The organism is Paenibacillus sp. FSL K6-1318 (assembly GCF_037976905.1).
GTDB classification, from domain to species: Bacteria; Bacillota; Bacilli; order Paenibacillales; family Paenibacillaceae; genus Paenibacillus; species Paenibacillus amylolyticus_A.
Window position 1 is genome coordinate 522,370 of record NZ_CP150270.1, and the last position, 23,020, is coordinate 545,389.

The 23,020-nt window shown below is 43.1% G+C and carries 11 protein-coding genes; 8 read left to right on the plus strand and 3 right to left on the minus strand.

Features of this window, described 5'->3' with window-relative positions:
- Positions 1–97: 97 nt before the first annotated feature.
- The 4 genes from NYE45_RS02505 (at position 98) to NYE45_RS02520 (ending at position 3,440) form a co-directional block, all read left to right on the plus strand.
- The gene (locus NYE45_RS02505; RefSeq protein WP_340015428.1) at positions 98–1,177 is read left to right on the plus strand and encodes a sulfate ABC transporter substrate-binding protein; all 1,080 of its coding nucleotides are present in this window, start codon (positions 98–100) and stop codon (positions 1,175–1,177) included.
- An 87-nt stretch (positions 1,178–1,264) separates the two neighbouring features.
- Positions 1,265–2,101, plus strand: a complete 837-nt coding sequence (gene cysT / locus NYE45_RS02510; protein ID WP_017690928.1) for a sulfate ABC transporter permease subunit CysT — start codon at positions 1,265–1,267, stop codon at positions 2,099–2,101.
- 67 nt (positions 2,102–2,168) lie between these two features.
- Positions 2,169–3,044: a sulfate ABC transporter permease subunit CysW gene (gene cysW, locus NYE45_RS02515; RefSeq protein ID WP_340015429.1), complete on the plus strand. Its 876-nt coding sequence runs from the start codon at positions 2,169–2,171 to the stop codon at positions 3,042–3,044.
- A 156-nt stretch (positions 3,045–3,200) separates the two neighbouring features.
- Entirely contained in the window at positions 3,201–3,440 is a 240-nt protein-coding gene (locus NYE45_RS02520) for a YezD family protein (protein WP_036607453.1), read from the plus strand.
- A 97-nt stretch (positions 3,441–3,537) separates the two neighbouring features.
- On the opposite strand, the gene NYE45_RS02525 is transcribed toward NYE45_RS02520, so the two are convergent.
- Both NYE45_RS02525 and NYE45_RS02530 read right to left on the minus strand, forming a co-directional pair.
- A complete protein-coding gene (locus NYE45_RS02525; RefSeq protein ID WP_340015430.1) occupies positions 3,538–5,178 on the minus strand; it encodes an extracellular solute-binding protein in 1,641 nt (546 codons plus the stop codon).
- 242 nt (positions 5,179–5,420) lie between these two features.
- Positions 5,421–7,742: a helix-turn-helix domain-containing protein gene (locus NYE45_RS02530; RefSeq protein ID WP_340015431.1), complete on the minus strand. Its 2,322-nt coding sequence runs from the start codon at positions 7,740–7,742 to the stop codon at positions 5,421–5,423.
- 363 nt (positions 7,743–8,105) lie between these two features.
- Here NYE45_RS02530 and NYE45_RS02535 point away from each other — a divergent pair, with 363 nt between their 5' ends.
- A complete protein-coding gene (locus tag NYE45_RS02535) occupies positions 8,106–10,817 on the plus strand; it encodes an S-layer homology domain-containing protein (RefSeq protein WP_340015432.1) in 2,712 nt (903 codons plus the stop codon).
- 225 nt (positions 10,818–11,042) lie between these two features.
- Here the strand turns inward: NYE45_RS02535 and NYE45_RS02540 are convergent, their stop codons facing one another.
- The gene (locus NYE45_RS02540; protein WP_340015433.1) at positions 11,043–11,930 is read right to left on the minus strand and encodes a hypothetical protein; all 888 of its coding nucleotides are present in this window, start codon (positions 11,928–11,930) and stop codon (positions 11,043–11,045) included.
- 304 nt (positions 11,931–12,234) lie between these two features.
- Between NYE45_RS02540 and NYE45_RS02545 the strand changes: the two genes are divergently transcribed.
- The 3 genes from NYE45_RS02545 (at position 12,235) to NYE45_RS02555 (ending at position 22,981) form a co-directional block, all read left to right on the plus strand.
- Positions 12,235–17,868, plus strand: coding sequence for a S8 family serine peptidase (locus NYE45_RS02545; protein WP_340015434.1), 5,634 nt, complete (start codon positions 12,235–12,237; stop codon positions 17,866–17,868).
- A 90-nt stretch (positions 17,869–17,958) separates the two neighbouring features.
- A complete protein-coding gene (locus NYE45_RS02550; RefSeq protein WP_340015436.1) occupies positions 17,959–18,768 on the plus strand; it encodes a DUF1629 domain-containing protein in 810 nt (269 codons plus the stop codon).
- Positions 18,769–18,787: 19 nt separating this feature from the next.
- Positions 18,788–22,981, plus strand: coding sequence for a fibronectin type III domain-containing protein (locus tag NYE45_RS02555; protein WP_340015437.1), 4,194 nt, complete (start codon positions 18,788–18,790; stop codon positions 22,979–22,981).
- Positions 22,982–23,020 lie beyond the last annotated feature (39 nt).

Consider the following 23,020-nt stretch of genomic DNA (forward strand, 5'->3'; position numbering starts at 1 on the left):
CGGGGGTTCCTCCGTCTTCTTGTTTTTTACGGGGCGTTCCATCCTGTTCAGCCGGCCTGAGGTAGTCATGCAGATCTATATCGGGGGAGTGTTATTCATGAAAAAGAGAATTCACAAGGGTATTTTGGTTGGTCTGGCACTGGTGTTAACAGGGGTACTGGCAGCATGCGGATCGGATAGCGGCGGGTCCAGTGCGGCAGGAACATCAGGGGGAGCAGAAGGCGGTACAGAAAAGGCCAAGGCTATCGAGCTGCTGAATGTTTCCTATGATCCAACGAGGGAACTCTATGAGCAATATAACAAAGCGTTTGCGGCGCATTGGTTGAAAGAGAAAGGCCAGGAAGTGACTATCAAGCAATCCCACGGGGGATCGGGCAAGCAGAGCCGTTCTGTTATTGACGGACTGGATGCCGACGTGGTGACACTGGCATTGGGATATGATATTGATGCAATAGAAGATAAAGGTCTGATTAATGAAGGCTGGCAGGATAAATACGAGCATAACAGCTCTCCATATACCTCTACGATTGTATTCCTTGTACGTAAAGGCAATCCAAAAGGCATCAAGGACTGGGATGATCTGATCAAAGGGGATACGCAAGTCATCACACCGAATCCCAAAACGTCCGGCGGGGCGCGTTGGAACTACTTGGCGGCATGGGGATATGCCCTCAAACAAAATAACAATGATGAAGAGAAAGCGAAGGAATTCGTGGGTGAGCTGTTCAAGCATGCGCCTGTACTGGATTCGGGTGCTCGCGGATCTACGACGACGTTTGTTGAACGTGGCATTGGTGATGTGCTGCTTGCCTGGGAGAATGAGGCTTTCTTATCGGTAAAAGAGCTGGGTCCGGACAAATTCGATATTGTCGTGCCTTCGGTTAGTATCTTGGCTGAACCACCCGTTGCAATTGTGGACAAAAATGCAGACAAAAAAGGAAGCCGCGACGTAGCGGATGCCTATCTGAAATATTTGTACAGTGAAGAGGGACAGACGATTGCCGCTGAAAATTATTACCGCCCAACGCTGGACAGCGTGGAGGAAAAATTCAAAGATCAGTTCCCGGCGCTTGAACTGTTCACATTGAAAGATGTATTCGGTACATGGCGGGATACTCAGGCCAAACATTTCAATGACGGTGGTATCTTCGACCAGATTTATGTTCCAGGCAGCTAAGGTTGCTCTGTTCAATGAACACTCGATCAATCGCGCTGTGAGCGGCCAACCAGCCTTACCGGCTGAAGGCAGAGAGGATGAACGTACATGAGCAAGGTGATGGTGGCGCGGAGACGCACATTGCCGGGATTCGGATTAACGATGGGTTACAGTGTGTTCTACCTGAGCCTGGTTGTACTTATTCCATTGGCTGCGCTGTTGTTTAACTCAACAGGGCTGACGTGGGCAACCATGATTGAGGTTGCGACCAATCCCAGGGTGCTGGCTTCCTTCCAGGTCAGCTTCCTGACCGCAGGTGCAGCGGCCCTGATTGATCTCGTGCTGGGGTTACTCCTGGCATGGGTGCTTGTTCGGTATGAATTCCCTGGCAAAAGGCTGTTTGATGCGGTCATTGATCTGCCTTTTGCCTTGCCGACGGCGGTAGCAGGGGTTGCCCTTACAGCGATCTATGCCGGCAATGGCTGGATTGGACAGTTTGTAGAGCCCTTGGGCATTAAGCTCGCCTATTCACAGGCTGGGATTACGCTGGCGCTGATGTTTATTGGAATTCCGTTCGTGGTTCGTACGGTGCAACCGGTGTTGGAGGAGCTGGAGGCAGAAGTGGAAGAGGCAGCTGCCACACTAGGGGCAGGAAGATGGCGGATATTCCGTACGATTCTGCTGCCTGATCTAATTCCACCACTGCTGACGGGCTTTGCTCTGGCCTTTGCTCGGGGCATCGGTGAGTATGGCTCCGTTGTATTTATCTCAGGCAATATGCCGATGAAAACGGAGATTGCTCCCTTGCTGATCATGGCCAAGCTGGAGCAGTTCGATTATGCAGGAGCTACAGCTGTAGCATTGCTACTGCTACTGGTCTCTTTCATCCTGCTGCTAATCATTAATTCCTTGCAGCGTTGGAGCCGGAAGGCGGGCAGAGCATGACCATGAAGCATGATGCAATATGGATACGAACAGATGTCACTCACCCAAACCAAAGGAGGTGCAGCATATGGCGGGTTCCGTTCCACTGAGCCCTGTTCAACCTGTGAAGACTGGCCGTGGAACTAACCGAGCAACAACGGAAGCTCCATGGGTCAAATGGTTGTTGATTGGACTGGCGAGCCTGGTACTCATATGGCTGCTTATTTTGCCACTGGTTATTGTGCTCATGGAGGCGTTGAAGCAGGGCTGGGGTGTGTACATCGCCGCTCTTACCGAGCCGGATGCCATGTCTGCACTGAAACTCACGTTATTGGTTGCGGCGATTACAGTGCCGCTGAATACGATATTTGGTGTGGCCGCTGCCTGGGTCATTACCAAGTTCCAGTTCAAGGGCAAGGGGCTCATGATCACCCTGATTGATCTTCCCTTTTCCATCTCGCCTGTGGTGGGCGGGTTGATCTTTGTATTGGTCTTTGGTTCCAATGGGTGGTTTGGGCCGTGGCTGTCCGAACATGATATCAAAATCATTTTTGCGCTGCCAGGCATTGTCATTGCAACGTTGTTTATTACCTTCCCTTTCGTAGCGAGAGAACTGATTCCGCTGATGGAGGACCAGGGAACCCGGGAAGAGGAAGCGGCGGTTACGCTGGGTGCTTCCGGGTGGCGAATCTTCTGGAGTGTAACTTTGCCCAATATCAAATGGGGACTGTTGTACGGTATTATTCTTTGTAATGCCCGTGCTATGGGTGAGTTCGGAGCGGTATCTGTGGTGTCCGGACATATCCGCGGGGAGACGAATACGCTGCCGCTGCATGTCGAAATTTTGTATAACGAATATCAATTCTCAGCTTCATTTGCCGTAGCTTCCCTGCTCCTGATTCTGGCTCTCGCCACGTTGCTTCTCAAGAGCTGGCTTGGACACAAAGCCGTTTCAGAAAAGTGATGATGAGAAGAAGAAAATACAGATTGACAGCTACTGGAAGCCCTGCTAATGTATAAACCAAGTATATAGGTTGGATAAGAATGATTTATAAATCCGTTGGATGACAGCGCACTTAGGAATATGGCGGGCAGTAGCCCGAGAAGAGGAGGCGGCTCTATGGCTAAGCCGTTAAAAGTAGATGAGGTATGGTTGGACCGAATTGCCGGACAGCTGAATGACATGGAGTTTGGTTCTTTGCACATCGTGGTGCACGAAGGTCAGATTGTGCAGATGGAGCGGACCGAACGCAAGCGTTTTGAAAACACGCCCTCAGGCAGCGCCTCCAAATCCGGAAGCACGGCACGAAGCAGTTCAGCCCGTTCACTACGCGGATCGAATGCGAGTGCGAAGGGATAGACAGAGACTAGCGTGAGGGAAGCGGGGATGGATGCATAGGAACACACATGTATACTTTCCAGAAACTCATGGGAAATGTATGTTCCATATCGTCCACCTATTGCGCGCGACTTGTCTCCTTATGCTCGTTATACCAATGATTCGCTTCAAGCAGCACTTGCTGCCCACCCGCATCCATGAATTCTTCCACAAAGGTATCGAAATACCCCACAGGCTGATCGCCAGTGATGATGGAGATGTACGCTCTGTCTCGCATGCGAATCAATTCAGATGAATATTGAATCAGGGCAGGGGTTGCAACCTCCAGGCGATTATAGATACCATTCTCCGTCAACCCTGCAGATGCAGCCCACTGTTCACGTTTATCCGAGGGTGTACCTGGAACCGTCATGCCGATGCTTGAGCCGATCATATTAATATAATTCTCCATTCTGTTGTATGGGTAAAGTAAATGGAACGAGTTTGAATTTTCAGCGCTCCAATTCCAGTGTTTTCCTGGAAGGCCATACTCCATTTTGATCTGCTCCTCCGGATCGGGGTTGGCACTTACATAATCGAGTATCTCCAAAATTTTCTCCAGTTTCCCCGGCTCGTTTGCAGCCTCAGCACCTATAGCAATAAAATTCATCAGCAGATTGTTCCCTTTGGAACCGCTATGTCCATCCGGACCAATAACAGGAGAACCAAATACAACCTCTGCAGCTGCATTCTTCTGTAGCAGCTCATTGACATTGAACGAGGCTCCCACGGGGGTTTCTTTACCATTTCCATTCAGGACACTGTAATCTCCCTCTTGATTCCAATGATAGTAGTTGCCCATCGAAGTCATCCCAATTTTTCCATTGATAAAAGCATGGGATAGATGTTTATAGCCGCCTTTGTTTTCACCGGTTATGAACTCAGGGTCGATAATCCCGTCCCGATACCACTTTTGCATATAAGTCAGGGCTTTTTTCATCTCAGGCTCCAAAGCGCCGATCACGAGTTGGTCGTTTTTTTCATTAAAATACAGCTGCTCGGTGAAAACGGACTGTCCAAAAGCGCCAAACACAACATTTAAGCCCTCTCTGGATAGACCATACGTATCCTGTTTCCCATTTCCGTCCGGATCACCTTTGGCAAAGGCATACATGACCGTTTCAAATTCCTCTAATGTCTTCGGTACATCCAGACCAAGCCGCTTAAGCCAGTCCTCTCGATATACGACAGGAGTTCGATAGATGTTGGTCTCATTGATGGCCGGAATTCCATATAAGCTGCCGTTTATTTTTCCATACTCCAGGTAACGTGAGTCATAATCGCGAATTCGCTGTACAATATTTGGTGCATATTGTTCAAGGACCTCTGGGGAAATTTCCGCTAAGACCCCTTGCATCTGATATTTGAGCAGATCATGCGGCTGCCTGATTCGGAACAGATCCGGTATCTCCCCTTGAGCCAGCTCCATATCCAGCAGTTCCTCGTACCGCTTGTTCTCAAGGTTCCATACCTCCAGATCGACATCAAACCGATCCTCTATATATGCAATCATCTCCGCGTCCTCAGGAACAGCAACATTTTGATGCATGGTCCAGGATATCGTATACTGCGGTGCTGTATCCTTCTCAGCGCTTGCCAGATGACCCTGCTGCTGCACAGGTGTTCCTTCCCTGCTTAGAACGGTACACCCACTTGTAAATACGAGAAGGAGAAGCATTGCGGAATATAGCCATAGCTTTCTTGACAGGTTAAGGTTCATAGCAGCTCCTTTACTAATTTAAATTCTATATAGCTTCAATTTAACATTTACACAATAACGGAGAGGACAGAAAGAACCTGAAGAAGCGAAGCTACAAGTTTTCTGTAAGAAAACTACTTCGAAAGCATACGCTATTCCCGGATTTTCCCTTTTTGAAAAGGGATTAAAAGAAATCTGGGAATAACAGCGATCGGAAGGTTGTTCTGTCATCGGAGTGTCCGTGTAAATATTCCTAATTGACCCTATATAGATCCCTGTTCCATTAGACTGCGCATGAAGTTTTTTGGCGTACAGCCGTGAATTTCTTTGAACTTTTTAATGAAATAAGCAGGGGTACGGTAACCGACCGTATTTGCGACTTGCTCAACCGTAATTTCGCGTTGTGTCATGAGTTCCCGTGCGCGTTCCATTCTCTGATTCGTAACATATTCGGAATAGACAATCCCGGTTTCTTCCTTGAACAGTTTACTGAGATATTTAGGGCTGATGAATACTTGCTCTGAGACATGATCCAGCGTGAGATCACCCGAAAGATGCTCATGAATATAGGCTTTGACAGCCGAGATGGTATCCACACTCCGTACCTCGCTTCGCTTCTCCATATGCGTCACAAATTCGGTCACGAGATGAATCATCCACTCCGAATAGCGGTTGATGTTGTAGAACAATGAAAATTGCTTGTACAAATTCATCGAGCTTGCCTCGGCGGGTTGCAGGCGCACCTGCTGGATACATTCAGCGTAAATAGATACCGTTTTTAATAATATGATCCGGCTGTATTCGGCTGAATAGAGGCCTTCTTTTATTGTCGTGACCAACTCCTGAATGGTCTGAACCGTACCTTTCACATCTCGTGCCTGCAATTTCTTCTCAAAGTTTACGAGGTATGAGTCCGCAATTTCCAAGCTGCTGGATTCCCTGTTCAGAAGATGAAGATCCTGAATGGCAGACTGCTCGGGAAAGAAGTAGCTGTAACGAATCAGGGTGTTAGCCTGATGATAGCTTGTGTGAATCTTCGTAAAGTGCTCTACCCATCCGCCTAACGATAATACAAATTCCAGACCAAATCTGCTTCTCGCCTCAGCATGAATAAAGTCTACAATGTGATCAGAGAGAGGTTCCTCGGGTTGATTGGTACAGATGATGACCGCGATTTTGTGATCCTGCAATTCCTCTGCGAGCAGTTGAGTTTCGTCTATATCTGCGATCTCAAGTTGCTGAATCATCGTGTACAACGTATGCTGCAACTGTCGTGGCTGCAGATCCTTCCACTTCTCATTGACCGGGTCAATGACGATGCAACGGAAGCGGGAGTAAGCCATCGAAATCTGAACCGACTGCAGCTGCTCCGTAAGTTCCTCGGGTGTAAATCGGTTATGCAACATGTTAAGCATGATACTATGCTTAATCATCTTATGATTGGCCTGTAGTGTTTCCTCAAGACTATCAACTTTATTGGACAGACTGTTAATCGTTGTGTCGATGAATCGGTATTCGTCCTGCTTTAAGCTGGATGGGCTATCCATTCGGCTCTTGATATTATTCAGGATTCGCTTAAGGGGACTATAGTTGGCCCTGGTGAAGATGGACGACATCACGATCCCAACCCCAACAGCCAACAAGCCAAGAAGAACCGAAATTTCCTTCAAGCTATCCAATTTGTAATAGAAGCTTTCATTAGGTGTAGTCGTGTAAATCCGCCATGCATTTCCTTTAAATTGATCTTGGGTAACAACTTGCGAGTCATTGTTGAATACAGGCGTGAAGCTCTCTTCTGATGAATGAAAGGAGAGTAGCGACTGCGTTAGATTCTCCTCCGTGGAGCTGCCTAACAACGTTTTGTCCTCGGCAGAAATGACGGTTCCATCCTGATCTATGATTAATGTATTCGCATAGTCAGCAGGGAGCATATTTTTAATGATCTGACTGATCGCTGATTCTTTGATATCAATCGCAATCATGGCTTTACTGTCTTGTCCAGAAGATTGAAACGGGTAACTGTGGACATAGGAAATTAGAGGACTCATGTTGCTCTGTTCTCGTGATTCGATATAAGCATCCTGAGGAATCATGCGAGTCTTCATCCATAAGGAGCTTTCTTTGGTCTCTTTCATCGCAGTAATCCAATCCGTCGTATGATCCACACTCGAAGGCGTGTCCTCATAGAGCATCAGCCCATATACAGAGGAGACGATGAAGTGGTTCTTCGCATCGTACACATGAATAGCTTGAATGAGATCAGAATAATTTTGCACCATATTTTTGAGGGACTGTTCAATGTCCAGAATTTTGCTATGGTTTCCTTTTAAGCTATCTAAATTGATACTTGCAGCGTTACCCAGTGCCAGGGACAGATAGACCTGATTCACCTTCTGGATCACGGAACTCTCAATAGTATTGACCGTGCTTTTCAGCGACAGTTGATTATTGATGCGGATCTCTTTGCTGTATTGATGGGAGAAGAAGGAGTATAAGATGGAGCCGAAAAGAAGCGCAATGACAAGAACGACAGCGAGGTAGGAAAGAACCATTTTGGATCTCACAGACTGAAATGGCTTACGCATTCTTTTTCCCCCTTCGTTTCTCGTGTCTAAACAACTTCATCATTATATAGCAGGCCGAGGACGAGAAATCATGTTGATCGAAATTTAACAAACTCCTTCTCCACATTTTACACTAATTTAATAAAGCGTTTACATAAAAGGGTATTATAATTAACGAAAATAGTATCTCCTCTGTTTTTTGTGGGCAGAAATCATCGGAACGTACGATTTTGATATAAAACGGAATTTGTTCTATAGATGCGAAACGCTCCCTAATGCTACAGTAACGGCAGATCAGACATCTGTATAGAGACTTTCTTACTCATTTGCAGATGCAGAAGCAAAAAAATAATTTACTATAATGGGAGCGTGTATTTGCAAGCCATGAGAAAACCACTTAAAAAGTCACTGGCACTACTTCTAATGTTGTCTATGGTAGGTCCGACGTTTGCAGAGAAGAGTTTTGCAGCCGATCAGAAGATTCAGTTCTCTGATATTAAGGGACACTGGGCGGAAGCGAATATTCAAGCATGGGGTGATGAAGGATTAATTCGAGGCTACCTGGATCGCTCATTCAAACCGAATACGTATATTACTAGAGCAGAATTTATGAATTTGGTAAACGGTGCATTTGGATATTCCGGACAAGCTAAAATTACCTTTAACGATGTGTCTGAGAGTGCATGGTATTACGAAGCAATTTCTATTGCAAATGCGAATGGATATATAGATGGATACACCGATGGCACAATGAAGCCGCAAGATCCGATTACACGGCAGGAAGCAGCTAAAGTGATCGCTGGCATTTTGAATTTGGAGTTGAATGAAACAGCAGCGAATGTCTTCAGTGATTCATCGTCTATTGCTGCGTGGAGCAAAGGGGCCGTAGGTGGAGCGGCAGCAGCGAAAATTATCGCCGGATATGCAGATGGAAGCTTCAAACCGCTTCATTCCATCACTCGTGCAGAAGCAGTGTCTGCGCTCGTTAAGGCTGTGGAAACAGATGCTACTACAGCTGCCAAACCAGCTAAGCCAAAAGGAACGGCAACCGTACTGAACGTTAATCCCCCAGCAGATGAGGCTCGTTTGTCCGCCGTGAAGCACGGAGGCAATGCTGGAGACGACACCTTGAAAAATATTGCGGAGACCAATCCGTTTATTGATATTTTGGACGGTTTTGATCAAGTATGGTCCATGAACCTAGCGGATTGGAGAGATGGAACAGCGGCAACCAAAATTGGAGCTGACGGGAAGAATGCAAAGTATGGCGATGGACCGACTCCATATTATGACGGCTTTAAGAATGATCCAACCGTAGCTGTCGCTGATCAGAAAACATATGCAAATGAAGAGATTCGCAACAAAGCGACTTGGGAAGCCAATATCAAATATGTAGAAAAGGTAACGCAAAATCGTACAGGTGAAGAGACATTGGCAGCCTATTATGATGACCAAAGAGATAAGATCTATAGCGTGATGGAGGGCTTTGGTCCGTTGGCTAACACGTATGTCGACATCATCAAGCCAAAGACAAACGTTGAACGAACGGTGGACGAGATGAATGTGGTATTGACCGAAGAAACAGTGGAAGATGAAAGCCAAGGCATTGGAGATTGGGAAGCAAAGACGGAACTTTCAGACTTGGTCAATTTAGTTGATCTGGTTCGATTCAAAATTCCTGCCTCATCTAATCCCTCTAAATATTTCTACTCTTCCCCTAGACCGTGGAGAATGAATTCCAATGGAGAAGTGAAAGAAGTTGTTGACAGCAAGGGACTGCCTGTATGGGAAACCTTGGGCGAAGGTGAGAAAAAAGAAGTACCTTTGGCTTCAGGCGGCACCAAATCAACCGGAGAAAAACATTACCAGCAATACGAAACTAACGTTAAACTTATTCCTGCGTTAACTTATGTCAAACGAATCGCTGAAGATGGAAGAGGAAAAGATGGCGCATTTCCGAGCGGACATACCAGTGCAGCTTACTTATCCGTATTTCCTTTGGCATACGCTACGCCAGAACGATTCTCTGAATTGTTAACGAGAGCAGCTCAGTTGGGCGAGAATCGAGTCGTAACGGGGATGCACTCACCGCTTGATATTATAGGAGGAAGAATACAATCGACAGCCATGGCTGCCTATGCACTTAATCAGCCTGAGAACAAAGATGTGTTAGAGAAAGGCTATGAGAATGCAGGAGAAGTATTTGGAGCTGCAGCCAAGGAAAAAAATATGAGTCTGTATGAATATGCACACACCGTAACAGAGGATTACACGTTTAAAAGTGCTTACGATGAACACAAATGGGAAGATCATGACGCCAATAAAGCCTTCTACAGAGAGAAGATGACTTATGGTCTGCCACAAACCGGAACCAAAGGTTTGGCTCCCGTTGTACCGCAAGGAGCAGAAGCGCTGTTGGAAACGCGTCAACCGTATTTAACAGATGAGCAGCGCAGACAAGTATTGTATACAACATCCATTGACTCTGGATATCCTGTACTGGATGAATCCAAGGGCTGGGGTAGAATTGATCTGGTGACGGCTGCGGATGGATACGGGGCATTCTTGAACAATGTAACTGTGGATATGGACGCATCCAAAGGACGTTTCAATGCACAAGACTGGTGGAGAAATGATATCACGGGTAGTGGAATGCTTACGAAAAAAGGAACAGGCACCCTTACATTGACAGGGAAAAATAGCTACACAGGCGGAACCTTACTGCAAGCAGGAACACTGGTAGCCGAATCTGCAACAGCTTTTGGTACAGGTGATCTGTATGTTGAAAATGGAACTGTTGTTGTGAATGTCGATGGAGCATTGAACTTGAATAGAAACCTCACCATGGATAATGGTACTTTGGAATTGGTAGTGGCTGACAACAACAGTCAACTGAATGTCGGCAGAAAGCTCTATATTGAAGGAGGAAGTCTCAAACTGGACTTGTCCAACTATAAGATCGAAGGTTCCAAAGATATTACGTTAATCACGGCAAATGGAATTACAGGTGAATTCGACAGTGTAACGGCAGATGGTTATGACGTGACTGTCACGTACGAAAATGGCCGTGTCATTGCACATGTTGTAGCGAAATAAGTGAAGTAATTATGCTTGATATAAAGTGTAGAGTGAACTGAAGAATGTTACACATGCCACTTCGATGACAGAATAACCTTCCGATCATTCTTCGCAAGACAAGATTAGTAATATAGAAAAGGGCCGAAACTACAATGTAGTTTCAGCCCTTTTCGCGTACAGATACGTTGGATATAGTTAATGAAAGTCCGGCCATCTAAATTTAAAAAATGAGCTAAACGTAAGTTATTCACCAGTATGAGGACCTGATTTACGTAATGGACTCCCTTCAATCTCCGTAGAGACTTTCTTCGCTGGTTCCAGTTCCGTATGTCCTGCGTAGGGGCGGTCACTGCGAGAGCGTGTCCCGGTCAACCCGAAACCCGAAGTGAATATAATCAGCTGTAATCCAAGGGCATAGGGTGAAGCAACAGGTCCAATCAGATGGAGCAAGGAGCATAGCGCGATCAGCAAGGAGAGCATTTTGGTTACTGTACGTGACCTATCCCGTCGTGGGCTGGCCCAGAGCAGGTAACCATATACTATGGTGATCATCAGGGAAACCGCGCGAATCCATGGCAAGATGCTGTCCCATGAGTCCACAGAAACGTCCAACATCCGCTGACGAAATATCAGATCTGTAACCAGAAATCCTGTGGCGGCCAGTGCGGCTGGTTCGGCTACGGGCCGAAGGATGGTCCAGAGCGCTGTGCCCCAATGATCTGCATGAGTATCCCGGCTGAGTTCATCCGATAATACGGTGCATTCTCTTTCCAGTGCTCTATGCATCAGTCCGAGTCGGGCAGGATCATGTTCCTTAATACAGTCACGGATCTGGTCCTGTAGCTGTGGGGATAGGTAAGATGCAGCTTTGCAGGCTAACATTGCCGTTATCAAATCGTTATGTTCGTGATCCGACCGTTCATATTTCCGATTTTCCTGGATGGTAAGTTGTCCCAAGAGGGCTGTACTTATGTATAATGTATCTCGTATCCTTCTCATTCGCCTTTCGTGGCTGCGGCGAACTTCAGTGGCAGACCATATGTATATCCCTAGAAGCAAAGCCATGACTCCAAGCAACACAGCCACAGCGCCTGGGCGCGATGTTAGATCTTCAATCCAACGTTGAAACACACTTGTTCCTCCTTTGCACCAACTTCACGTATCATGAAACACGCTTCACGTAAGCTTTCTCTCACTATTACACAGGAAGTAGATGAATTCAAGCAGAAAGGGGCACAAAGTCAAATCAAAGATTCATAAGATATTTACGCAGGCTTATCCAAAATATTCTCACAATTTCGTTATTTTCGAGGATTAATTACAAATATCGACAAATTATGCGATTGATTTAATTGATTACAATATCTATTATTAATGAGATTGCTAAGTTGTTGTATAAATGTGGTAGTAAAAGTCGAATTAGGAGGAATATTGTTTGAGAAGTCTAAAACGTGTATTTTTATTAGTTTTAACATTTTCAATTCTGCTTGGAAATTTTGAAGTTGCAATAGGTTTTGCTGCTTCAGGAGGTGGTAATGGGAACACTTCAATTCCAGTCACTACGCAGAAATCGCAAGAAGACACATCAACTGACCCCGAAGTGGGTTCTGTGCCGATTGAGGAAGTCGATAGTGATATAACCAATGAGGAGGAAATACCAGAGAAGGAGGAAGAGGAGGTTGTTGAAGAAACTGCCCCACTGCCTGAAGAACCCGTTCAAATAGATTCTCCAAAGAATGATGTTAGCGATGTTTTAAACAATATTAGCGTTATTGGAGATGTACATAATAATAAGCCTCGTTCCAAATTCTTGGTTCGGCTTAAAAAGGAATTTTCGGTTCAGCTTCCTTCAGTAAATGAAAGCGTTTCTAGAGGGTCGGCAGACCAGAAGAGCATGAAAATTCAAGGTTTAATGTCAGAAGAACCGTCTAGCTCGACTGGTGACATCGAGTACAAACTTGATCTATATAATGTGAAAAGTTTGGAAAGTGTAAACTCTTTATCTATGGAGCTGAATACTGAAGAAGTTAATATCCTTTTATCTGATCCTAAAATAGAGTCAATAGAAGAGGATAAACCGATTGAAATTGCAGCTGACAATGTAACAGAAGTAGAAGATAAATCAGTAAAAGAGAGCGCGCAAACCATCCCTTGGGGAATTCATTCAACAGGTGCGTACATGCTTCAGTCCAAAAAGGGTACTGGTGATCGTGTTGTTAAGGTAGCGGTATTTGATACCGGAGTTGTAGATCATCAAGATCTTAATATTGCGGGAGGAGTAAGTTTTGATGAATCATCGACCAGCTATACAGATGACAAAGGACACGGTACACATATAGCAGGTACGATCGCAGCAATTGACAATGGAATCGGAGTAATGGGTATCTCTCCATCCACAGAGCTATATGCAGTGAAAGTGATTGATGGTACAGGTAATGGTTACACAAGTTCGGTCATCCAGGGTATAGAGTGGGCGATCAATAATAACATTAATATTATCAACATGAGTTTTGTATCGTCCCAATATAGTGAAGCTTTACATGAAGAAATTCTGAGAGCGAAAGAAGCTGGAATCATTATTGTGGCTGCAGCGGGTAACAGCGGTCTAGGAGAAGATACAATTAAATATCCTGCCAAGTATCCTGAAGTGGTTGCAGTAGGTGCTGTTGATTATTCGTATCATAGAGCCGACTTTTCAAGCACCGGTAGTGAACTGGACTTGGTTGCTCCCGGATTCGGCATTATTAGTACCACGATGGATGGTGCATACGGAGTTTCCTCAGGAACCTCCAACGCAGCTGCACATGTGACTGGTGCTGCATCATTGTTATGGAGCCATAATCCTTCTTGGACTGGTGAGGAAGTAGTTCAAAGGATATATGAAACTGTCACACCTTTAGAAGATACTCATGAAACTGGCCGTGGGCTTGTGAATGTGGCTAAAGCAGCCAATGTCATTGAAGGTTCAATTGCACCGCTCTCGGAAGAAAACTTATCTGGGTTGAATACGGTGATTCCAGTTGAACCGGAAGGTGAGATTACAACAGCATCATATGATTTGAAAAATAACGGTGCTACAATCGAGCCAGGAGAGACAGTCACCGTTTCACTTAAACTAGAGGGTGACCAGAATGGTAGTAACCCTCATAGACAAATTATTGTTGAGGTATCTGCTGCCTCTAATCCAAATAATATTATTGCTTCACAGACGATATCCAATCCAAGCTTAAATGTAGACATACCTTATACTTGGCGTACGTCTGCTTCAACTCCAACCGGAACTTATTATATCAAGTATCGCTATCCGGGTGTAACTTCGGGTAAGTTCGATGACACATTTATCATTAATGTTGCACAACAAGGATCAGGGCAAGATACGTATGAACCCAATAATACAATTCTTACAGCCAAAACTGTTAATCCAGGCAACAGCTATATTTCATATATCTCTTCAAGTAGTGATATTGACTATTACAAATTGACAGCTGATAAGGACGGACAAATCTCAATAACATTAGATATACCTTCATCTGTAGACTATGAGATGGATATCTATAACGAGTCGGGAATTCAGGTAGGTGAATCTTCTAATGGAACTGGCATCACTGAACGTATTGATTTTGAAGTAACGGCTACCAAATCATATTACATTAAAATTACTGGTTTCAGTGGTCAGTTCAGTACATCACCATATACACTTACGCTAAGCAATATAACAGCACAAGCATTCAAAGCGCCGACAGGGCTTGAGGCAGTGCCTTATGCAACAAGTATTAAGCTCTCTTGGAACACAATGCCAGATGCCACATCTTATGTAGTAAGACTGGATGGAAAAGAAGTAGGAACAGTTAATACATCTTCATATACTTTCAGCAGTCTTGAGCCCTTAAAAGCGTATAAACTTGAAGTGGCAGCAGTATATGCAGGAGGCAACAGCTCATTTGCTTCGATTCAGTCATCAACAACTATTCCTGAACTATTCGTAGCAAAGCCGGAAGATATAGATCAGCCTGCGGGTAGAGATCAAGTATATAGTTTTACACCAGCTACTACAGGGGTATATCGTATCCGTACGAGTGCATATCAAGGATCAGGCCCTGAAGTCGATACTGAGTTGTCTATTTATTCAAGCCTTCAGCTTACGAAGCAAATGGCTTCCAATGATGATGCCAATGATTCGGTGTTTTCAGAGATAACTATTAGTCTTGTTGGTGGGCAGACCTATTATGTGAAAGTAAATGGTTTTGATACGACACCGTTACGGGCAAGAATAACAGCTGATGTTGTTAGTTCAAGTATTCCTTATATTTATCTAAACCAGCCTCAGGATATTAATGAACAAGCAGGTAATAGCAATGTGTATGTATTTATCCCTGCGAGTAACGGTAAATTTAGAATTGCTACAAGCAGGTATAATGGCAGTGCCAGTTCCAAAATTAATGATACAGAATTAAATGTGTTCTCCGATGCAGATATGCTGACACCGATTACCAACGGATACAATGATGACAAAGGAGAATCTGTCTATTCAGAAGTAATTGTTAATCTAAGCGCTGGAACACCGTATTATGTCCGTGTAAATGAGGCAAATAAAAGAAAGGTATTTGCCAGACTTCAGATTACTGCTGCAGGTCAGACAGGGTTTGATTCTTTAAAACTAGGTGAAGCAGTAAGTCTATCCAAACCAAGTGGCGAGGAAGCATACCTTCAGTTTACTCCGTCCACAACGGGTAAATATCGTTTCTTCACATCATACTACCCTGGTAGTAATGAAGTGAATGATACTGACATTGCCTTGTATAGTGATCCAGAGATGGAACGACTTTTGGATTCAAACGATGACGTGAAAGGATATAGACCTTATGGAGATCTATTCTCCAAGTTAGAAGTCACTTTGAATGCCGGTACAACGTATTACATGGTTGTAGGCAGTTATGGTTCTGCACAAGGATTACGTGCACAACTGACTGTAGAGAGTATGGCACATAGTACAAGGGAGACTGCGCAACTCATTCCATATGGAGAGAGTGTTAATCAGGACCAATCAGGAAATTCCTTGTCAATTTCTTCGCTTTATGATGTAGATTATTACAAATTTGAGTTGAGTACTCCTGAGGAACTTAGTATTGCATTGTCTGAAGGCGAAGGGATTTTGGAGGATGGTAATGGTTTTACTATAAGTGTTTCTAACTCCGAATCCATGCAGGCTGTGGAACTTTATCCAGGGACGTATTACCTTAAGGTAAAGTCGGGACAATTCAAAAATACATTTAAACCGTATCTATACGATCTGGCTGTTGATATTAACAAAGTTGAATACCTGAACTGGGTCGACGGTGAAGAAGTAGTAACGATGCGTATGGCTAAAGCAAGTGCAAATAATGATCTTTACTTAGATGCAACTCCGGGATCAGGCAACTCGGCAAAGATAAATTATCGTGTGAAAAATTCGAACCAAAGGTTGTATTTTGATGTACGAACTAATGGTACGAATGAGCTTGTATATAGTGATTTTGTAGAAGGAAACTTTAAGAAAGGTCAGGATGTACCCATTGTATGGAAAGGTCAAGTAAGTACTTATAGTAAAAACAAAGAATTATTTTCGAGACATGCTGTAATTAACGGAAAAGATACTTACTGGGCAAAAAGTGCAACATATAGTGTGGTCATTTCTCGTTATAATGAAAGAGATCGGAGCCATAGCGATAAACAATGGGTGAGAGTTTACGTCACTAATGATGGTAAACTTAAATTAAATTGGACACCGGTTCCGCCAGTGAAGTATAAAAATAGTAATAAGCCTATTAAAGCAGGAGAGACCAAATGTTTGGAATGTAGAGATTACTTTTCTAGGTATGTATACATTCCTAACAGTACATTATACGAAACTCAGTATGGTGCATGGTTCTCTAAGATATACGGAAAAACTGGATTAGAAAACTTCTGGGCAGGCGCAGAAAAACTCGTAACCTGTAAGAATCTAAAAGGATCAGAACTAGTACACTGTACTATACAAAATATAGGTATGATCCCTATATTAGGTGAACCGTTTGACGGTATTGATGGAGTAATCTACCTAATAGAAGGTAACGTTGCTGATGCTTTATGGTCTGCAGGATCAATGATTCCATTTGCAGGGAATGGAATAACAGGATTCAAGACTGTTAAGAGGGTATACAAAAATACTTGTGGTTGCATGCCAGAGGGGACCTTAATCAAGACTAAAAATGGTGAAATTCCTATTGAGAAAATTAAAATAGGAGATCTTGTTCTTGCTAAAGATACTGATAAAGGCATACAGTCTTATAAACCCGTAGAGCAGTTGTTTAATACAACGGCAGAGGAAATTTTTACACTGCAGATTGGTAAAACAAGTCTTAGATCAACAGGAGATCACCCGTTCTGGATAAAAAATCGGGGTTGGGTACCAGTTGATGAGTTAGCTATTGGCGATCAGGTTGAACTTCAAGATGGTTCTCTAGAACGTATTAATTCCATTGAAATTAAATATGAGTCTGTAAAAGTTTATAATTTTACAGTTAGTGATTTCCACACCTACTATGTTTCTGAAGCGGGAATTCTAACTCACAACCTTCAAGAGGTATGTGATATCAAAAATTATAAAAACCTGAAATCTAAAACTACTGGTGCAAAAGGTAGCAGCAATGGTGATAAACTAGCTAATGAGATTGAGAAAGCAACTGGTATGAAGAGACCTACGGGGTGGGATGCTCATCATATAGTGCCAGTTGGTTGTACTTTGAAGACTTGTCAAGAACTACAAGACATTTTCAAAAAATTAAAGATTGACTTTAATGCTTCTGCGAATGGAGTCTATTTGCCAAAAGATAAGGGTTCTGCAACAACAATAATAGACGGTACAACAATGGCAACACATAATGGTGGACATTCAAAAAAATATTATCAGTTTGTATTAGACGAATTAAAACCGATCAAAGATGATCCAGAAGAGGTACTAGAAAAGTTGAATTGGATCCGTGGTGAATTGTTGAATGGAAACTTGAAAATTGGTAACTTAGGAAAAAATGGAGAAGCCTATAGTTTTTAGTTTGAAATGTTGCTCTTCTTAAAAGATTGTTTGTTATACAAAATCTCTACATCTAAAATAATAAAATAAAGTGTTTTAAGAGGTGAGAATATGAAAATTTACCGATTAAGTGGTCATCCAAAAAGTATGGATATAAATTTAGAAGATTCAGAGCACTTACTAAACTCTGATTTTAATGGTAATCCGTTAAGAGAAGATTGGGAACCGGCTAAAGTAGTGACAGTGCATAAGAGATTATATCAGGATTTCCCAGATTTTACTTTAGGAAAACTCATTGTAACAGATGAAGTAAAAGAAATAATGGCCTCATCTTTGCAGACACAAGTAGAATTTCTTAAATTGATACATGACAGCTTGGACCTATATGTTGTTAATGTCATCAATATACTTGATTGCGTTGATTGGCAACGAACAGATGTTATGTATACATCTAAAGGGCGTTTCTCTAGATTCAACACTATATTTTTTGATTTATCTAAAATACCATCTGGCACATCTATCTTTAAGCTTAAGGAGACAGCATCTCACCAAATTTATGTAACACATGAATTTAAAAAGTCAGTGGAGCAGTATAAGTTTAAAGGGCTTGATTTCACCATGGTATTTGATTCTGATTTTGATAAAGATCAGGAGGATAGACAAAAACAAGAATATGAAAACATGTTAGTGGAGATCGAGAGAAATAAAGGAGAAGAGTATACCTATGTCGATGCCCGTGAACTTGTAGATCGGGGAGAGGCTATGGCTAGCGGCCAGTGGAAAATGCAATTGAATCGGCAGGGACAATTCTTGCTTGGTGAGTTGCTGAAAGATGTATCGTATCAATGGATGATTCCAGCTTATATTCCACCAGTGTTACTGTTAAAGTCATGGCATAAGGTTAAGAAATCAGAAATTTAAATTGTTTTGGAGGATGAACATGAGAGGCTTGAGACGTAATATTGCTGCTACAATAGCATTGGTCATGATTATATCCTTGCTCTCTCCCCTTTTTGGGGGAGTAGGCATTTCATATGCAGCGGATATACCGGGGGCCCCCATTACTACACATAGTATTAAAGGGAATAAAAGCAGTAATGGTATCTACTATGGTGCCGTTGAATTGGAATTAATTGCTCAGGATACAGGTTCAGGCGTATCTATAACTAGATTCAGCTTAAATGATGGAGATACATGGTCTACCTATACTCAACCAATTCTTTTTTCAGATAAGAAAGTTTACAACGTCACCTATCAATCGGTTAGTAACAACAACCGAGCCGAGACGCCAAAAGAATTGAAATTTACAATTAAGAAAGATACAAACCCTCCTGAAACTACGATTCAAGTTGCGGGGACCCAAGGACAGAACTCATACTACCTAAGCCCTGTTACGATAAGTCTTCAAGGTACAGATACTCAATCATCAGTTGATTATACTGAATACAGCCTGGATGGTGGACTGAATTGGGCCAGGTATACAACTCCAATAACGGTCAATGAGGAGCAGAGTGCTATATATTATCGTTCACGCGATCTTGACGGTAATTTAGAGAAAACCAAAAAAAGTAAAATTAGTATTGATACAACTGCACCAACTCCTCCTAATTTTAGTTATGAACCTGAAGAGTGGAGTAATTCTACATATGTGGTCAACATCTTTAATGGCTCAGATGAACAAAGTGGAGTTATGAAATCTCAGTACAGATTGGATCAGGGGGCTACTTGGACTGACTATACAGTTCCGTTTAATGTAAGCGGTGAAAAGTTTAGAACGGTCTATGTTCGTACTCTTGATAATGCCGGAAATATTAGTGAAGTAGAGGAATTTACTTTGCAATTCGACAAAATGCCTCCTACCGCACCTAAAATTTATCTAGAATATGAAGAGTGGAGAGGTCACGAAATTTATGTGGAAATTGATGAAGGTACCGACGAAGATAGTAAGGTAAAGGGGTACGAATACAGAGTAGGCTCCAGTTTGGAGTGGAAGGAATACATTAATTCATTCCCTGTACAGCAAGAGGGGATTACCAAAGTTTATGCTCGAACCTTAGATAGAGCAGGTAATGTAAGTGCAACAGTGGAAACAGAAGTGAAGATTGACCTTACACCGCCATCTCCACCTGAGAATTTGTTCAAAGTAAGTCAGTTGGGGTCAGTAGCGGTAATACGCTGGTCTCCTGCAAAAGATAATTTGTCAGGCATAAAGGGATATGAAATTTACAATGGCGATACACTTCTAGGTGAGACTAAAGACACCAAGTTTACGATTACCAATCTCACACTTAATGAAATGCAGTCTATCTCAATCGTAGCGATAGATAAAGCTGAGAATTATTCAGAAAACAGCAAGCCTCTTATTTTCTTTACTAATAATTTGGCTGTCTCGGCCTATAGGGACCATACCTTTGCATGGAATCAGCAAGGTCAAGTCTGGGGCTGGGGGCTCAACAGTAATTATCAGTTGGGTGAAGCTACAACAGCCAACCGTACAAGTGCTACCAGAATAACGACTCTGGACGGTTTTTCAATGATCTCTACGGGTTTAAAACAGAATATTGGACTCCGCCCAGATGGAACTGTATGGACATGGGGCGCTAATGACTATACTAATCAACGTCTTCCGCTTACGAAAGTTCCAGGATTGGAAAAAGTAGTTTCCATCTCTGCTGGACTTCAACATTACATGGCACTTAAGGAAGACGGAACTGTCTGGACATGGGGAGATAACGGCTTAGGTCAACTCGGAGTTGGTGGCAAGATACCGTATAATAGCCTTGAACCAGTCCAAGTTGTAGGTCTAACTGATGTCGTTGCAATCAATGGAAGCTACTATAACAGTATGGTGTTGAAAGAGGATGGAACTGTCTGGATCTGGGGGAATGGGAGTCGGGCGATTGGATATAAGACTTCAACCAGTACTATTCACTACTCTCCAATTCAGATATCGGGTCTATCAAATATTGTTCAGATTGATATGACATACTTACATGGACTTGCTCTCAGAAATGATGGAACTGTCTGGAGTTGGGGAATGAATGAATCAGGTCAATTAGGCCTGGGAGATTTTATTGATCACCCAACTCCAACTCAAATACCAGATCTGAATAATGTCATTAAAATAACTGCAGGTTACTCACATAGTATGGCCTTAACGAATAATGGAGAAGTTTGGACGTGGGGTAATAACTACTATGGAGAAGTTGGAGACGGAACAACTATTCAGAAGCGTCCAACTCCTGTAAAAGCAGCTCACTTAAAAGGGGCTACAGATATTGAGGCTGGTGAAATGTACAGCTACGCTCTTAAGAAGAATGGTTCTTTATGGGCCTGGGGATTTAATACGTATGGACAATTAGGGAATGGAGCAACTACGGCACAACCTACACGTGTACTAGTAAATGGAATCAATTATCCCGTGGATAAGGATGCTCCGACTGCACCAGGACAACTTAGAATTACCGGAAAGACCTCTTCTACAGCAGTGATGTACTGGGATGAATCAGAAGATAACCACGCAGTAAAAGAATATCTGGTATATTCAGGTTCAACTTTGTTTAATACATTGCCAGTAGATGGTAAGTCTCTAGAATCTATTATTAATTACACTGCCACCGGCTTAGCCCCTGGTCAGACATATACCTTTACCGTTAAGGCTAAAGATTATCAAGGCAATATTTCTACTTCGAGTAATAGTGTAACTGTTACTACCGAGCAGTCTTTTACTAGACAGATGTCGGGAGGACAAAGTCACTCACTCGCACTTAAAAGTGATGGATCTGTATGGGCCTGGGGATATAATCAAATGGGGCAGTTAGGTGTTAAGGGCGCATTTCTTGCCAAAACACCGATTCAAATTCCCACTCTGAATTCCATTACCTCAATTACATCTGGACCAGACTACAATTTAGCACTTAAAAGTGATGGTACAGTTTGGGCATGGGGAAGTAATATGAACGGTCAATTAGCGAATACAAATTCAAGGCAGCAGGATACTCCTATGAAAATAGAAGGTCTAGATTCTGTCATAGCTATCGATGCCGGAACAAGTCATGCTTTGGCGTTGAAAAAAGATGGTACAGTTTGGGCATGGGGGAGTAACTACTATGGTGATCTGGGACTAGGACATAATAATAGTCAATATGCTCCGACTAAAATTCCAACTTTATCAGGCGTTAAATCAATTAGCGCAGGTGCCTTCTTCAGTTTTGCGATTAAATCGGATGGTACAGTCTGGGCATGGGGAGCTAATGGTTTCGGCCAACTCGGAGATGGGACAAAAGTTCAAAAGAATGTTCCAATCAGAATTGCAGGATTAACAGGAGTAGAAAGTATCTCCTTAGGTTTCTACCATGGACTTGCATTAAAGCAGGACGGCACTGTCTGGGCATGGGGGTACAATTATAATGGTCAGTTAGGTGATGGTACCAACACTGAGCGGCTAACTCCAGTTAGAATAAACAGTTTATCTGGTATTAGCCAAATCTCAACAGGAAACTTTAATAGTTTGGCCAGAACTTCAACTGCAGTGTATAGCTGGGGATCAAATAATGCCGGAGAGTTAGGTACAGGAGGATACTATGCTACAAATTCACCAGATAAGGTTGCTTCTATAACTTCTGTACAGAGCATTGCTGCTGGAACAAGTCATGGTATGGCTTTGTCCAATAATAACCTGTTGGCATGGGGGGCAAACAGCGATGGGCAATTGGGCAATGGTTTAACTACTAATTCATATGTTCCAGTTAATGTTACGGGAATGTCTACTGCTAAGGCAGCAGTTGCCTCAAAGGCAGCGGCGGCACCGAAAGCTCAATCAATGAATAAAACTCCTGAAGAACAGGAAATGCTTACTAAACTAGTCTCACCTGATTTTATAGCTCCTACAGTTCCTTCTAACGTGAGTATAACCCGCAATGGTGGAAAACTTGTATTGGATTGGGAACCATCGACAGATGATGTAGGTGTGAAGGAATATTGGATATACTTGAACGACGAGTTGATATTGAAGACACAATCGTATACTAAAGTTGAAATACAAGAATTAACTAATAAACTAGTTAATATCACAATTAAAGGCGTCGACGAGGCAGGTAATGTTTCAGTAGCCAGCGCCCCTGTAACACCATAATATTTTATTCTTAAAGTCTCCTGAGTTGTCAAATCTCAG